The sequence below is a fragment of the Spongiibacter pelagi genome, from assembly GCF_014705705.1.
In the GTDB taxonomy this organism is placed as follows: Bacteria; Pseudomonadota; Gammaproteobacteria; order Pseudomonadales; family Spongiibacteraceae; genus Spongiibacter; species Spongiibacter pelagi.
The window spans coordinates 167,025-182,408 of record NZ_JACXLD010000003.1 but is presented as its reverse complement, the minus strand read 5'-3'; the positions used below and the strand labels follow the sequence as shown (position 1 = coordinate 182,408).

General features: G+C 50.7%; 14 protein-coding genes. 4 read left to right on the top strand and 10 right to left on the bottom strand.

Going from position 1 to position 15,384, the window contains the following annotated elements; translation table 11 throughout:
• Nucleotides 1-183: 183 nt before the first annotated feature.
• Nucleotides 184-426, top strand: a complete 243-nt coding sequence (locus tag IB286_RS07115; protein WP_190763964.1) for a type II toxin-antitoxin system Phd/YefM family antitoxin — start codon at nucleotides 184-186, stop codon at nucleotides 424-426.
• Nucleotides 427-432: 6 nt separating this feature from the next.
• Nucleotides 433-729, top strand: coding sequence for a type II toxin-antitoxin system RelE/ParE family toxin (locus IB286_RS07110; RefSeq protein ID WP_190763962.1), 297 nt, complete (start codon nucleotides 433-435; stop codon nucleotides 727-729).
• 65 nt (nucleotides 730-794) lie between these two features.
• On the opposite strand, the gene IB286_RS07105 is transcribed toward IB286_RS07110, so the two are convergent.
• A complete protein-coding gene (locus tag IB286_RS07105) occupies nucleotides 795-2,306 on the bottom strand; it encodes a flavin-containing monooxygenase (RefSeq protein WP_190763960.1) in 1,512 nt (503 codons plus the stop codon).
• A 149-nt stretch (nucleotides 2,307-2,455) separates the two neighbouring features.
• Here IB286_RS07105 and IB286_RS07100 point away from each other — a divergent pair, with 149 nt between their 5' ends.
• The gene (locus IB286_RS07100; protein ID WP_190763958.1) at nucleotides 2,456-3,088 is read left to right on the top strand and encodes a TetR/AcrR family transcriptional regulator; all 633 of its coding nucleotides are present in this window, start codon (nucleotides 2,456-2,458) and stop codon (nucleotides 3,086-3,088) included.
• A gap of 19 nt (nucleotides 3,089-3,107) precedes the next feature.
• Here IB286_RS07100 and IB286_RS07095 read toward each other — a convergent pair whose 3' ends face one another.
• From IB286_RS07095 to IB286_RS07080, 4 genes are all read right to left on the bottom strand, one after another.
• A complete protein-coding gene (locus IB286_RS07095) occupies nucleotides 3,108-3,878 on the bottom strand; it encodes an acetoacetate decarboxylase family protein (RefSeq protein ID WP_190763956.1) in 771 nt (256 codons plus the stop codon).
• A 50-nt stretch (nucleotides 3,879-3,928) separates the two neighbouring features.
• Nucleotides 3,929-4,909 carry a Rieske 2Fe-2S domain-containing protein gene (locus IB286_RS07090; protein ID WP_190763955.1) on the bottom strand — a complete coding sequence of 327 codons (981 nt, stop codon included), beginning with the start codon at nucleotides 4,907-4,909 and terminating at the stop codon, nucleotides 3,929-3,931.
• 177 nt (nucleotides 4,910-5,086) lie between these two features.
• Nucleotides 5,087-5,695: a TetR/AcrR family transcriptional regulator gene (locus IB286_RS07085; RefSeq protein ID WP_190763952.1), complete on the bottom strand. Its 609-nt coding sequence runs from the start codon at nucleotides 5,693-5,695 to the stop codon at nucleotides 5,087-5,089.
• 70 nt (nucleotides 5,696-5,765) lie between these two features.
• Complete coding sequence (locus IB286_RS07080; protein WP_190763950.1) at nucleotides 5,766-6,644, bottom strand: SDR family NAD(P)-dependent oxidoreductase; 879 nt, start codon at nucleotides 6,642-6,644, stop codon at nucleotides 5,766-5,768.
• A gap of 140 nt (nucleotides 6,645-6,784) precedes the next feature.
• Here IB286_RS07080 and IB286_RS07075 point away from each other — a divergent pair, with 140 nt between their 5' ends.
• Nucleotides 6,785-8,026 carry a cytochrome P450 gene (locus tag IB286_RS07075; RefSeq protein ID WP_190763948.1) on the top strand — a complete coding sequence of 414 codons (1,242 nt, stop codon included), beginning with the start codon at nucleotides 6,785-6,787 and terminating at the stop codon, nucleotides 8,024-8,026.
• Nucleotides 8,027-8,102: 76 nt separating this feature from the next.
• Here the strand turns inward: IB286_RS07075 and IB286_RS07070 are convergent, their stop codons facing one another.
• The 5 genes from IB286_RS07070 to mreC are packed head-to-tail and all read right to left on the bottom strand — an operon-like array spanning nucleotide 8,103 to nucleotide 15,369.
• Nucleotides 8,103-11,948: a YhdP family protein gene (locus IB286_RS07070; protein WP_190763946.1), complete on the bottom strand. Its 3,846-nt coding sequence runs from the start codon at nucleotides 11,946-11,948 to the stop codon at nucleotides 8,103-8,105.
• A gap of 14 nt (nucleotides 11,949-11,962) precedes the next feature.
• The gene (gene rng / locus IB286_RS07065) at nucleotides 11,963-13,438 is read right to left on the bottom strand and encodes a ribonuclease G (protein WP_190763944.1); all 1,476 of its coding nucleotides are present in this window, start codon (nucleotides 13,436-13,438) and stop codon (nucleotides 11,963-11,965) included.
• Nucleotides 13,431-14,003, bottom strand: coding sequence for a Maf family protein (locus IB286_RS07060; protein ID WP_190763942.1), 573 nt, complete (start codon nucleotides 14,001-14,003; stop codon nucleotides 13,431-13,433). Before IB286_RS07060 ends, rng begins: the two co-directional genes overlap by 8 nt.
• Complete coding sequence (gene mreD, locus IB286_RS07055; protein WP_190763940.1) at nucleotides 14,003-14,491, bottom strand: rod shape-determining protein MreD; 489 nt, start codon at nucleotides 14,489-14,491, stop codon at nucleotides 14,003-14,005. The genes IB286_RS07060 and mreD overlap by 1 nt, the downstream gene beginning before the upstream one ends.
• On the bottom strand, nucleotides 14,491-15,369 hold the full coding sequence (gene mreC / locus IB286_RS07050) for a rod shape-determining protein MreC (RefSeq protein WP_190764309.1): 879 nt from the start codon (nucleotides 15,367-15,369) through the stop codon (nucleotides 14,491-14,493). The genes mreD and mreC overlap by 1 nt, the downstream gene beginning before the upstream one ends.
• Between the last annotated feature and the right edge of the window lie 15 nt (nucleotides 15,370-15,384).

The following is a 15,384-nucleotide window of genomic DNA, read 5'->3' as shown; positions in this document are numbered from 1 at the left end:
GAACAAGCCGCTGCATAGCAGCTCAACACCAAAACCAAGGTTTGCCAAAAATGCCACACGCGCTGAATCCCTCTTGAACTGCGTCCTAGTTTCTCTCTGCAAAAAATCGCACGATTTAATCGTATTGATTGTTTCGCACGACAAACTATAATCTTACTGTAATTCCAGATTTGGAGATTGATCATGCACACATTAACTGCAAATGAGGCGAAACGTAATTTTGGTGAGCTTCTTCTGAGCGCACAACGTGAGCCAATAAAAATTAGTAAAAACAGCAAAGACGCCGTAGTTGTGATGTCGATAAAAGATTATGAAGAGCTAGAAGCCATGAAAGCCGATTACCTAAAACATTGCTTTGAGTCCGCGAAAAAAGACCTAGCGCAAGGCAATGTGGCTGAGGGTGAAGACTTCTTGAGCGCTTTGTAGGCTGCTATGCAAAAGAGCAAATATAAACTAAGCAAATTAGCTCAGGCTCATTTATTAAAGATAAAAAACCACACTGTTAATAATTTTTCAGAGACGCAGTGGCAAAACTACAAAGATACATTACAGACTGGATTTCAAATGCTTGCTGACCATCCAGAAGTTGGTCGAAGTTGCGATGACATATACCCAAAAGGGTTTTACTTTCCTGTTGGTAAACATACCGTTTACTTTACAAAAGAGGATGGCTTCATTTTGGTTGTAGCTGTACTCAGTCAGTCACAGTTACCACAAAACCACTTATGACCAATCTCTAAATGAGAATAGCCGGGAAAAGGAAGCACTGATTGATCAGTGCTTCCTTAAAAATACTACTCGGCTGTTGCGGCTTTAAACGCTGGGGCGGATGAGTCGCTGCCTTTCTCAAAGCTCAGCACGCCGTCATTAATCCGCGCAAAGCGGGTGGCAAACATATCTTTGAAGTAGTTTTGGTGAACGCGCCAAGGCTTTTTTGATCCCTGTTTTGGCATGACATGTTGGGCGCGGTTGATGTAGCCCGAATCCAGATCCAGCATTTTTTCGGGCTCTACCGAGGTATCGCTCTGCACTTTGCACACCGCATAATTTTGCTTTTTCATGCGATTCAAAATGCGGCAGATATAGTTTGCTGTGAGGTCACACTTTAGCGTCCACGAGGCGTTGGTGTAGCCAAAGGCAAAGGCAAAATTGGGCAGACCGTCAATCATCATGCCTTTGTAAATCATGCGCTCAGCAACATTGACCGGCTGACCGTCATTAGAAATTTGGGCTCCGCCGAACATCTGCACTTCCAAGCCGGTGGCAGTAATCACCATATCGGATTCAATCAATTGGCCGGATTCGGTTTCGATACCATTTTCAACAAAGCGGGCAATGCGGTCGGTGACGATGCTGGCTTTTTTCTCGCGTAACACTTTAAACAAATCACCACCGGTCGCCACACAAAGACGCTGATCCCAAGGGTTATAGCCGGGCTGAAAATGTTTGCGCGCGTCTACATCGGGGCCGAGCTGCTTTTGGGCCAAATGCAAAATGGTGTTGCGGGTAGCATCGGGACGGCGGCGGGCAAAGTTGTAAAACCACGTCGTTACAAACAGGTTTTTCCAGCGGGTCATAAAACCGGCCATACGATTGGGCATTATTTTGCGCAGCGCGGTGGCGATTTTGTCGCGCTTGGGCATATTGATCACGTAGGTTGGGGTGCGCTGCAACATGGTGACATGGGCCGCCTCTTTCACCAGATTCGGCACCAAGGTAATCGCGGTTGCGCCGCTGCCGATTACGGTGATTTTCTTGCCCGCCACACCGGATTGCTGATCCCAAAATTGCGGATGCACCAACTCGCCTTTAAAGGTTTCAATACCGGGAAAATCAGGCGTATAGCCCTGGGCATAGTTGTAGTAACCGGAGCAGCTATACAAAAAATTACAGGTAAAGGTTTGCTCGCCCTCTGGCGTGCTCACAGTTAGCACCCAGCGACTATTGGCCGACTCCCAGTTTGCCGAGAGCATGCGATGACGGTAGCGAATGTTTTTGTCGATGCCGTATTTCTTTGCCGTGCGCACAATGTAATCGAGAATATCGCCACCATCAGCAATGGTGACATCACTATCCCAAGGCTCAAAGGGAAAGCCCAGCGTGCTCATATCGGAATCAGAACGAATACCGGGGTAGCGGAACAAGTCCCAGGTCCCGCCCATGGCCTCGCGCCCTTCAAGAATCGTATAGCTTCGATCCGGACATTCGGTTTGCAAACGGTAGCCGGCATCAATACCGGACAGGCCGGCACCGACCAGAATCACATCAAAATGGTTGCCTTGGGTGGTTTGTGCTGTGGATTGCATCGATCTGTTCCTCATTGTTATGGCGGGCCGTATCCAAGTTAGTGAATGGAATAGAACCCAAGGTCATTCTGACTACAGACGATGTCAGTTTACATATGAGGACAGATGTAGTCAAATACTCTTTGTCGAAAAAATATTCTCTTTCTTTTATGGCTAAAGCAGCAAAATCCAAGCGCATCTACGGCGGCACACCACTGGAAGAGCGGGTGGCAGAACGCCGCCAAAGTCTGCTGGACGCGGCCTTTGAAATTGTGGGAAATCAGGGTTATCGAGCGCTGACTGTGCGCTCCATCTGCAAGCAGGCCGGTCTTACTGATCGCTATTTCTACGAATCTTTCGCCAATGGCGAGGATGTGCTGGTTGCCCTGCACCAGTCGCTTCAGGATGAGCTGCTGGCCTCTATGGCTGAGGCTTACTCGCAACATAATCAGAATTTAGAGCAATTGGTTCGGGCAGGTATTAAGGCCTATTTGGACTTTATGCGCGACCCGCGCAAGGCCCGCATTTTGATGATGGAAATTCTGGGGGTAAGCGATGCGGTGACCGACCACTATCTGGCCACCACTATCGTGTTTTCGGAGTTGATGCTGAAGGCCTACGAACCGCTCGTTGCAGGTCTTAATGCAGAGCTCCCCGAGCGCATTTTGCTCGGCGAGTCACTGCTGGGCACCATGATTTACGTGGGCAATACTTGGGTAATGACCCAGTACGAATTTCCGGAACAAATGGTCGAGGATACCGCGGCCAATGTCATTCTCAGTACGCTTGCTAAATACGCCTAGGCGCTCGCTTTTACCGACATTAATCCTTTTTCGGACCGCCGTTTTCACCGGGCCAACGCGAACCACCAATGGTATCGGCATAGGGCCAAAACGCCTGTTCATCGAGCTTACCTTCAAGGGTGATTTGTCGATCCAAAAAGATCGGCGTCCACAAATGCGCGCTGGCCTCTGAACGCATTGGCAGCAAACGCGACACTGGGTCCCAAGGGCTGTCGTTGAGCTTTAGTGTGCCCTCCAACTTCTCCACACAAGCGGTGCCATATTTGCTGTAAACGCGAACCACATGGGGTGGAAAATCCCAACTCGGGTTCATCATATCCACGCCGCGCAAATGTTTAATCCACCATTCATTGGTTTCAAATTCTGGCGGAATCTCACCCGCGCCACTGACCTTGCCGGTAAATTCAAGGAAGGTATAACCGCGATGCGTTACCGAGGCAGTGATTTGATCCATCAAGCGGAAGTAACGGGTTTCACCGAAATATTTCGGCTGTCCCCAGCGCTCATGACTGCCGTAAATCGCCGCTTCTTGGTCAATGGCAATACCCAAAGTGTACTCGCCGGGAATGTCGTTATAGGTCGCATCGACATTCACCACACAGCCATATTCCGGCTCATTCAAAACCGGAAAATTGTAAATTGTGATGGTTACGCCGGGTTCTTTGCCGGGCTGGATACCGGGCGGCAACAACTTGGCAATGCTGTCTTCATCGGTGAGATAGCGAATTTTCAGCATCGGCCAATTCAGAATATCGCCGGGAATTCCCATAGGAGGTTGTGCTGTGCTCATGATGTTTTCCTCATCGTTGTTATTGTTTTTTTACTATTGTGCAGAACAGCCTACGCCGCATCCGCATAAAACTGGCTGAACCATTTCCGGTACTTGGCGATTGGGCCATCGCCGTCACAGAGGGCGGGATCTTCCAAATAGACTTTGTTTTCCCAGATCGGAATATCCTGCTGAACCTGCCGCACAATCTCATCGCGGAAGGCATAGGCAAATTGGGTATGTTCTGCCGTCTGTGCCTTGGGCAAGCTGAAGTTAAAGCGCATTTGCAAGGTTTGGTCGTCAATCGGAGTGACCGTTCCCATCATCACAATATCGAATAGGCGGGTGAATTTTTGGTAGGTCTGACCCGGCCCAAAATTCCACGACTCCAAACGACCCATATCGAAATTCTCGCCACTGAGGTCGATATTGCCGTCTTCATCAATATGGTGCTGAAGGCTGTCCATAATCATCGAGCGCTTATGGCCATCCCAACTAATTTCGCCAGTCGGCATTTCCGGTGAAGAATGCACGGTAACGAAGTGAGCAAAGTCCGCCGCATTTTCAGCAGTTTCCTGCGGAATGGAATTAAAGGTCCACTCGTACACATCCATTTCTGTCCACTCAGGAGAAGACAGCTCCGCCAGAGGCTGCACCTCAAATAAAGGATCGACGCCCTGCGGGTGATACCACGCCCAAATCATCTGATTGGATTCCACAATCGGGTAGCGCCCCAATACCTGCTTGTCTTGCACTTTGGGCGGCATATTCTTGGCGTAAGGCACCTTGCTGCACATGCCCTCGCCATTAAATTCCCAAGCGTGGAACGGGCAGGCAATATTCTCGCCCACCACTTTGCCGCCATGCCCCAGATGCGCCCCCAAATGCGGGCAGTACGCATCCAGCATCACCGCCTCACCGGATTCCGTGCGAAACAACACGAGATCGCGGCCAAAATATTTAAGGGCTTTCACTTCGCCTACTTGCAGGTCTTTGCAGTAATCCACTGCAAACCAGCCGAAGGGAATCGGTTTGTTATAGCGCGAGGCCATGAGCACACTCCTTCAATTCTTATATTTATAAAAAGGTAACTATGGTGTAAAAATATATTCTATTAGAGTTTTTAGTCAAGAGCTGGCGGCGATTATTTTTAGCGCAAAAAATCGCAATAGCTGACACTGAGCTCAAGATAGAGCTCAGGTGAGAAAGAAAGAAATGGGAAGTGGCGTTTACGCTTTCGCCAGCATACTGCTTTTCAGAAATGTCAGTAACTCAGCGTAACGCTTGTCGGTATTGTAGTCGGGGTCATGCAGGCGATTGAGGGTAATCGCATTGAACATCCCCACCGCCATCTCGGAACAGAAAGCGGGTGATAGCCCAGGTTTCAATTCATGGGCATTGAAGTCGAAGAGTTTGCGGAACATGCCGTTGATCACCGCCAACTGCTGGCCGCCCTCGTTTAGGTTGGTACTGAGCGCTCCCACAGAGTAGGCAATTAATTCGCGCTCCAGGCCGCTGCTATCGTGATCGCGCTCAGAAAAGACCTCTAAAATCAGCTCCAATTGACCGGCAAAGTCACGACCGCTTTCAATCACGCTATCAATAAGCTGCTCGGTGCGCTGTAGTAATTCGCTGCGCAAAATATCATTGAGCAAATCGCCCTTGGTCGCGTAATAGTTGTAGAAGGTCTTTTTGGCAATATCGACGCAATCGCAGATCGCGTCGATAGTGACCCCTTCCACACCGTAGCGCTCAATAAGGCGCACCGTTTCGCGACAGATATTGTCGCGCACGGCCAGCTTTTTACGTTCGCGCCGCCCCAGTTGTGTCGCAGGCAATGGCTGATCCCCGTGAATCCTCAAAACGCCAATACTATCCTATAGTTAGCGGATTCGTCTAAATGCGAATTTAGAGCACATCGGGCGCGGTTGGGGTTTTGCCATTCAGGATATTGTCGATCCGCTCCTGCATCGCGGCGCGAGACTTGTCGGTCATTGCAGTAATCCAGAATTTTTCATCGCGAATACCCTGAATTGCCGTGGCCGCAACTTCTTCCGGCTCGGTGGTTTGCAGCTCCATATTGTATTCGGCCATGATGGCTTTCATATCATCGACCGAGTGAATACCCGAGTCGGGCTTGTCAGGATTGCCCGGCAATGCCTCAGGACGATTCCGCTCCGAATTAAAAATACCGGTATTCACTACGTGGGGACCGGGAAAGAGCGCGTTAACCTTAACTGGCGATTGCAGCGCCTGTAGCTGGAAGTGCAGGTTTTCAGTTATCGCCTGCGCCGCCGCCTTGCTCGCCGTATAAATTGGCGTGTTTGGCAACATTAAAAAGGCACCATTGCCAGAACCGGTCACCACAAAATGAGCCTCAATATTTTGCGCCACTAACTTAGGCATAAAGGCATTGATGGTATGGATTAAACCCCAGGTGTTTACCCGCAAGCCCCACTCCCAATCGTTCTTTTCATACTCCCACATATTCCCCGCTTCACCAGTGCCGACGCCAGCATTGGCAAACACCAAATCGATCTGACCAAACTTGGCCATCACCGCATCAGCTAGCGCATTCATAGAGGCTTGATCGGTCACATCGGCACGCTGGCCCATGCACTCACAACCCTGCTCAGCCAGTTCAGATACGGTACGATCGAGCGCGTTAGCCTCAATATCGGCAATCGCAATTTTGGCACCTTCCCCGGCGAGCAGCCGTGCAATTGCACGCCCTACACCACTCGCACCACCGGTAATTACCGCGACTTTATTCTGAAAATTTTGCATAGCACAACCTCGTCATTATTGTTGTATGGATGATTTTCACGGGCGCTATCTGCCCAAAAACTTGTACTTGCGACTAAAAGTACACCGTAGTATATTTTTTGGCAATCCTGAATAACAATAAATCTGCGGAGCACAATCCCATGGCGCAAGAAGCCACTGCACAAGAACCCATCGAAACCCTGTTTAACCCCAACTCCATGGAATACGCTCTCGATCCCGGCCCTCAGTGTTTGGCGCTGGCAGAGCGTGGCCGACTGGTTTGGTATGCGCCGTGGATGTGCTGGATCATGACTCGTATGCCAGACATTATGGATTGCTGGAAACACGAGTATTTGTCTTCGGATTTTTACGACTGGGAATTTGCCCCGCCACGCCCCAAGGAAGAAGATTGGAATAATTTCGAGCGCGCACTGGTCGGCCATAGCCTGCTTGCCGACCCCGGCCATCACCGCCTGATCCGTAAAATTACTTCACCGGCGTTTTCCCGCAACGTGGTCGACAATATCAATGCCGCCATCGAGCCTGACATCATCAAACTGTTTGATGATCTCGGCCAGCCTGAGGAATTCGATTACATCGAGCAAGTTGCCCGGCACATTCCCTTTATCTCGATTAATCGAATGGTCGGCATTCCCGACAAATACTGGGATCAAATTAAACAAGTGGTGCTGACCTTTACTGAAACTTGGAATCCGACCATTTCTGAAGAGCGCCGCCAAAAAGCGCAAGAAGACAGTAATCGCGCCATAGATATTTTGTTTGAAGTGATTGCCGAGCGCCGCGCGGCACCGCAGCAAGGTGATTTCCTCAGCACGCTGCTTAAAATTGAGCAGGAAAATGAAAACTTTGACGAGTGGGATATTGTAACGCTGATTCTCGCCTTGATTGGCGCTGGCGCCGACACCACCCTAGTCGCCCAGCAGTGGTCTGCTTATGCGTTTTTGAAAAACCCCGATCAAATTTCCCCCGCTTTAGAATCCACCGAAGCGTTTAGCAATGCCTTTAGTGAAATTATGCGCTGGGCGGCCAACTCTAAAATGGGCTTTGCCCGTTACGTGCCTGAAGATAGAGAACTGCTTGGTGAGCAGGTTAAAAAAGGGCAGATGGTATTGATGATGCCGCACCTTAAAGACCGCGACCCGAGTGTATTTGCCGACCCCGAACGTTTTGATGTGCGCCGGGAGTTTAACCCCGATGCATTGTTTGGTTATGGCCCGCGCTTCTGTATTGGTGCGGCCTTGGCCAAGCAGCAGCTTTACTTGACCATGCGCGAGCTGTTCCGCCACTTTCCTAATGCGAGCTTAGTCGAAGAGCCAGAGCGCGATCTTGAGGATCACAACTCCATCACTTTTAAACAATTAAGAGTGAAAACGAATATTTAGAAAAGCAGTACAAAAGATGGGAATTTTGAGCGCCGTAACCCGGCGCTTTTTTGTTTATCTGCATTACTTTTCGGTATTACTTGTCAGCATTAGCATCAAAGATTTTTCTGAAAGAAAGCTCAGGCTGTTGCAGGCTGCCTGAAATGCTATACACCGCACTGGAGAAGCGATCTACCTGTTCTTCAAAAACTTTACTAACCACATACATACCCGCCGCCGCAGGCAAGCCGCCTACCAGCGCTGCCACCCACGGCAGGTTACTGCCTACCGGCAGGGTAGCGACCAAGCCCATGTCTAATAGGTCATCCCGCAGATTAATGCTGCCGGTCATTTCAAACTTGCTCGATGGCCCATCCACTTTCAACGGACTGGCCAGCAGGACTTGTCCGTTTTCAAATTTAAGCTGCGAGTGCATATCATCAAAATAGATGCCTTTATTAAACACATCGCGAAAATCAAATTGCAGGCGGCGCACAATATTCGCCATATTGAATACGCTGAACACCCGCAACGCGCCGCTGGCCGCATCTGAGGTTTTCAAGAAGCGCCCTTCTTTTAAACGGAAACCCAAATCACCTTCAGCGAAATCCAGATTGAATTTTTCGGGGCTGCCCGGCCAAACCAGATCGGTGCTAAATACGCCAGATTTGGTTTCAATGATTTTGTCATAACCCAAGGCACGCAATGGCTGGTTGAGGTCGCCCACTCGGAAACTGCCTTGTAAATGGCTTTGCTGGCCTTGCTCACCGACTAACCAACTCAGTGTATTGCCTTTATTCGATGACGAACTATCTGAGCCACTTGGGGCCGACAGCGTTACGCCAAAAACCTTGCCGCGCAGTTTTTCAAAATAGGCGCCATCCTCATCGGCGCTTAAATCAAAGCCGACAGATCCGTACTGTTTTGAGCCAATCCAGAAATCAGCGATATCGGCTTTAACGCGCGGGAAAGTACGCGGGTCAATTTCACTATCATCCGCACTACTGCTTTCTGAAGGCGGTAATTTAAGGGTTTTTAAATCCACCCGAATAGGGCCGTCATTCAAACGAGGCATCGCCACGCTACCTGTTAACGACTGACCAACAAAAGTGAATAACCAGGTATTGGGTGTTGAGTCGCCGGTGAGCGTAACACTGGAAAATACTTGCCCAAGTAATGCCAATTCGCCGAACTGCAAATCATCAAAGGAGAGCTGAAGGCTGCTGTCTTCGTCACTACCGGTCTGGGCGAATTGGGTAATCCATTGCTGCCATTGATCTAGAGAAGCGTAAGGCAGTGCTCCACCAATAGACATATAGTTGCTGCGCAATTCTGGTATAGCTGTGCTACCAAGTTGAATACTGACCGCCGACTGATCGCTTTCCAAACTGATACTGGCCGCTATTTGATCTCCAAGTGACAGTTCTACTGCTCTATTTTCACCGGTTAAAGGCAGGAATAAATTAAGTGGTTGTTCTTCACCCATCACTTTATACAAGGGCTGAGGCAAGCGAAATTCCACCCCGCGCATACCGGAATTCAGGCTGATACCGGGGCGCTCACCCCCGGTATGCAATTCAAAATCGGCAACGGTTCTGCCCTGTAAAAACTTGAGCACCGGCTGATTAAGCCAAGCTGAAACCTCCGCCATATCGAGAGGCAGTTCGGTCTTGATATCAATACTGCCTTTCGTGTTTGTCACCTTGGCAATAAACGGCTTACCCAACCATTGCGCTTCTATGCCATCACTATGCAGACCTTCGGCTGAGGTGTAGTACAGCGGCCCATTCAATTTGGTCAGGCTGAGTCTGGCGCTGGGGATTTGAAAGCTTCTGAGATCAAGATCCGAAGCCACATAAACATCCAGCTTTGCGTCTTCGATAAAGGGATAATTCAGTAATAGATTTACGTTTGCAGCGCCCTCGGCTTCGGTAGTGGCAAAAAATCCGCCGGTCATTTCACCGAGAGGCGACTGCTCAAACAAAGTTTGAAGCTGAGGATAGTTCAAGCGCGTTTTCGCATTCACCTGCAAGGTGGATTGCTGATTTTGCGGACTGACCTTGATCGCCAGCGAAGCGATATCGGCACCGGCAATACTCACTTGTTTTAAATTTCGTGCTTCAACCAAGGCATTGCTTATCACCAGCTCCGCATCTTGCGCCTGCAAGCTTGGCCAATCACTGAGAAACTTCACGTTTAAATCAGCCAACGCCATGCGCAACTGAATTGAACGGTCTTGATGATCTGCTTCGACTAATGAGCCGCGATAGAGAAAGGCTACATCTTTGGCTCGGCCCTGCTTAAGGCTATCGTCTAACCATTGCAGCAGCGATGGCTGCAACGTAATGGGCACATATTGGCGCGCATGATTGAGGCTGATATCACTGCCGCCAATCCCCAAGGTCATTGTCGGTGAAACCGGATCATCTTTTTTCAGACCCAAATCGAGCCGCAATAAGGCCGTGAGGTCAGTTTCATTATCTGTGGCAAGTAAGGGACCGCTGTAAAGTTTCAGGCGATCGTTTTCAAGGCTCCAGCGCAGTTCACCTCGCAAAGATTTAAGCGCCAGCGGGGATGAATACAAATGTGGAAAATCCAGCTCAGTTTGAGCGTTATTAATCAGCAATTGCCCCCGATTGGGCTCCACTTGAATATAACCACTTAAGCCGCGAATACCCGGCGCGCCCTGAAACGGACGCAGTTGCGTGTCCGCAAGTTCCGCTTTCACAAGAAAGGTAAAGGGCGGTTGCTCCTCTCTTTTTTGATCCGGGGTTTTAATCACATCGAGTTGAATATTGTTGATACGGCCCTGAGGCGACAAGCTCACTAACACATCCTGTAGCGACTTAGCCACTTCACCGTCAATCAATAAAGAATTGAAAGACTCCAGATCCATTGTTGGCATGCGGAACTGCCAGCGCTGCAATTCAGGGTGACTTAATGAAAGTCCGGCAAGATCGAGGCTGGTATCTTTCCAATCCGCTGCGAATTGGGAAAAACTCAACCGCCAACTGCCATCGCGATGACTGCCAGCAAATTGCATATTCACATTGCGGAAGCTGTCTGGACTGCCCCACAAAGCCCCCGCTGAAAATGCGCCTGAAGAAAGTTGTCCGGTCGCACTGAGCCGCCCGCCTTGACGCCAGTTAAACCAAAGCTGACCGTTGACGGTACTTTCCAGTTTGATCAGTTCGGGGGAAACCAGCGGGCCAAGGGCATTCAACTCAGCCTGTAGTACTTCAAGATAAGCGGTCGCGGTAAAGCTGGCTTTGTTTCGCGGATCGCCATAAGCCTCGGCAATCACACCAATGCCACCGCCACCCGCCGCCGCCGTAACCAACACCCGTCGAAAAGTCCCGTCGCTTTTTAGTTCTAGCTGCTCGCTGCTCAGTTGCTGCTTGCGACCATCGCGATAGTTAAGATCAACGGTGACATTTTTAAGGCTGGCTAAACGGACGCCCAGTACGATATCTAGCAGCGTGTCTAAAGCATCTTCCGCAGCGGCCTGAGCATCTGCAGAAGGTGCCTGCGACTTAGGCAAACCCGGCACTGACCACTTGCCATTGCCCACCTCTTCAAGCACGACCTGCGTGGAGCCAGCTTTCAGTCGACTGACACGTGGCCCCAAACCAATCACGCTGCCCAATACATTTACGTTAATGGAAAAGTCGCGCAGCTCAATCGCACCGGCGGTGCCGATACTGACGGTATCGAAATGTAAAATGGGGGCCAAGCCCGACCAATCGGTATCTAGGCCGGAAACCTCGATGTGCAAACCTGAGGCGTTTTCCAGCTCACTGAGCAAGCGCTTTTGATAATTTTCCAGCAGGCCAATGTACTGCCGCCCCAAACTGGCATATAAGGCCAACAACACCAATACCGACAGGCCCAGCACCTTTGCAAGCTGGGTAAGCCGGATGATCAGCTGTTGTAGGCTTTTCATTTCGGGGCTCGGACTTAAAGCAGAATGACGTCAAACTGTTCCTGAATGTACACCGACTCTACCTGGAACTTGATACTCGCTCCAATAAACTCTTCGAGGTCGGCAACGTTAGCTGACTCTTCATCCAGAAGGCGATCCACCACTTCCTGTGATGCCAATACCAGTAAATTTTTAGACTCGTAGGCGCGAGCTTCCCGCAGAATTTCACGAAAGACTTCGTAACAAACGGTTTCTGGCGACTTCAGCGAACCGCGACCTTCGCAGTAACGGCAGGTTTCACACAGCACATGCTCAAGGCTTTCCCGCGTGCGTTTGCGGGTCATTTCCACCAAGCCCAATTCAGAAACGCCAGTAATACTGGTTTTGGCGTAATCCTTCTCCATCGCCTTTTCCAGCGCGCGCAGCACTAGACGGCGATGCTCAGGATCTTTCATATCAATGAAATCAATGATGATAATGCCGCCCAGATTTCGCAGACGGAGCTGACGCGACAGTGAGGCCGCCGCCTCAAGATTGGTCTTGAAGATAGTTTCTTCAAGATTGCGGTGACCGACAAAAGCACCGGTATTGATGTCGATAGTGGTCATTGCCTCGGTCTGATCAATAATCAGATAACCACCGGATTTCAGCTCGACTTTACGCCCAAGTGCTCGCTGAATTTCATCTTCCACACTATAAAGATCAAAGATCGGCCGCTCGCCGGGATAATATTCCAGAATCGGACGAATCTCTGGCAAGTAATCTTCAGCAAACTGATCTACGCGCTGAAAACTTTCCCGAGAATCGATGCGAATTTTTTCCAAACCGGGCCGCACTAAATCGCGCATGGTGCGCATAAACAACGGCAGGTCTTCATAAATAATGGCCGGCGCAGAATCGCGCTTCATACGGCGCTCTACCGCCTGCCATAAGCGGCGCAAAAATTTAATATCAGCGGTCAGTTCATCTTCGCCCACACCCTCGGCGGCGGTGCGCAAAATATAGCCGTGACCATCGCCAGATTCAGGCTCACCCTCGGCGGGAGCGGCGGATTTTTCCAGCAAGGCCTTCAGACGCTGCCGCTCTTCATCATCATCAATCCGATGAGACACGCCGATATGATTTACGCCGGGCATAAACACCAAATAGCGCGACGAAACCGAAAGCCGTGTTGTTAAACGCGCGCCCTTGGTACCGATAGGATCTTTGGTCACTTGTACCGTGAGTTGCTGGCCTTCACGAATTTTGGTGCGAATATCGGCGTGTTCGCCGCTTTCTTGATCCAATACCGCAATATCCGAAGCGTGAATAAAGCTGGTGCGCTCAAGACCAATATCGACAAATGCCGCCTGCATACCCGGCAACACACGCACCACCTTGCCCTGATAGATATTGCCGACAATGCCCTTGGCGCGGGTGCGCTCGATATACACTTCTTGCAACACACCGTTTTCGACCACGGCTACCCGCGTTTCCGCCGGGGTCACATTAATCAGGATTTCTTCACTCATTATTTACTCCTGCCGCACGCAACAGGGCTGCCGTTTCATATAAGGGCAGGCCCATCACGCCAGAATAACTGCCGGACAAATGGCGGATAAATGCTGCCGCACGGCCTTGAATACCATAGGCCCCGGCTTTGTCATCGGCTTCACCTGTTTCAAGATAGCGCTCAATTGCCGCCGCTTCAATTTGCCCGAAATGCACTTCGCTACGAGATAGAGCGGCTTGAGCCGACCCACCTTGTACAATCACATATACCGAGGTCAACACCCAATGGCTTCGATTCGCTAAGCGCTGCAACATGGATTTGGCATCGGCCCTATTCAGGGGTTTTCCCAGAATATCGCCATCGACAATCACCGAGGTATCGGAGCCGATCACCACATCGCCCTTTGGGCGCCCGGCCACTATCGCTTCGGCTTTCTCTTTAGCCATTCTTTGCACATAGGCTTCCGCCAACTCCCCCTCTAGGGGCCGCTCATTAATATCAGCGGGAATGACTTCGAATTGATAGCCAATCTGGGCTAATAATTCGGCGCGACGGGGAGAGGCAGATGCCAGAATCAAGGCCATTAACTGACCTCAAAAACATACTGAAAGCGCCGTAAAACCGGGCGCAGCACCAACCACAACAAAGCTGTGGTTAATACCGGCAGAAACACCCACCAGCTCGCCTCATTCAAGCCATTAATGCTCTGCGCCCACTGATCTACCAACACACGAAACAAACACAACAAAGCAATCAGCCCCGCCTGACGGTTAAGGCCAAACATGCGCAGACGCTGGTAAGAAACTTGAAAAATATAGGCGATAACAACCAGAGAAAAGGCGTGCTGCCCCAGCACGGCACCGGTGAGCACATCTTGGGTAAGTCCGATAAACCAACAGGTCATCAAGCCGAAACGGTCTGGCAGGGCTAACAACCAAAACGCACAGACCAGCAACACCCAATCGGGTCGGCCCCAGGTCAGCCAGCCTTCATGGGGAACAATACCCATTAACAGGGCGCCAATCAGGCAGAGCAGAACAAACCAATAACCGTGATGCGGGGCTTCAACCATTATGCCCCCGGCACAGCTTGTTCCGGTTGGACGCTGCTGTCGCCCTCAGAAAGCATCCCGCTCTTGCCGAACACCAAGAGCAAATTACGGCCCCGGTCCAATTCCGCCAGTGGGCGCGCCCTCACCTCGGCAAAGGGTTTGCCGGGATCAATCAAGACTTCAGTCACTTCCCCTACAGGATATCCGGCGGGAAAACGGCCACCGAGGCCGGAGCTAACCAAAATATCACCCACGCGAATATCGGTGGTCGCGGCCACATGAGCCAAACGCAACTCGTCAATTAAACCCGTACCTTGTGCTACCGCGCGCAGCCCATTACGGCTGACCCGCACCGGTACCGCATGAGAGGCATCGGTAATCATCAGCACACGGCTGTAAAGTTTGCCGACTTCAATTAGCTGACCAACCAAGCCCTGAGCATCAATCACTGGCTGTCCGACAAAGGCATTTTGGCGACTGCCCTTATCAACAGTAATAACATGGCGATTGGGATCCGCGGCGACGCCAACGACCTCAGCCACCACAACGGTATCGCGCAGACGCTCCGCCGAATTCATCAACTCCCGCAGGCGAACATTCTCGGCACTGAGCTCAACATATTTCTGCATCCGCGCTTCCAGAATCAGCGCTTCGGCGCGCAAGCGCTCGTTTTCGGCAAGCAGCTCGTTGCGGCTGGCAAATTGCAGACGAATATCAGCAACGATTTTAGAAGGGGTATCCACCAGCCAGTAAAAAGGCGCAACCAGCCAGCTACTCTTCTCGCGGAGTTTTTCAAAGAAAGGAAGGCGCTGACTGAGGAAAATCAACATCAGCGCGAGGCCGCCAAGAATCAGCAGCCGTTGGCCAATGGAAGAGCGCTGGCTAAAAACCGGTTTAATAGCCTACCCCCCAAG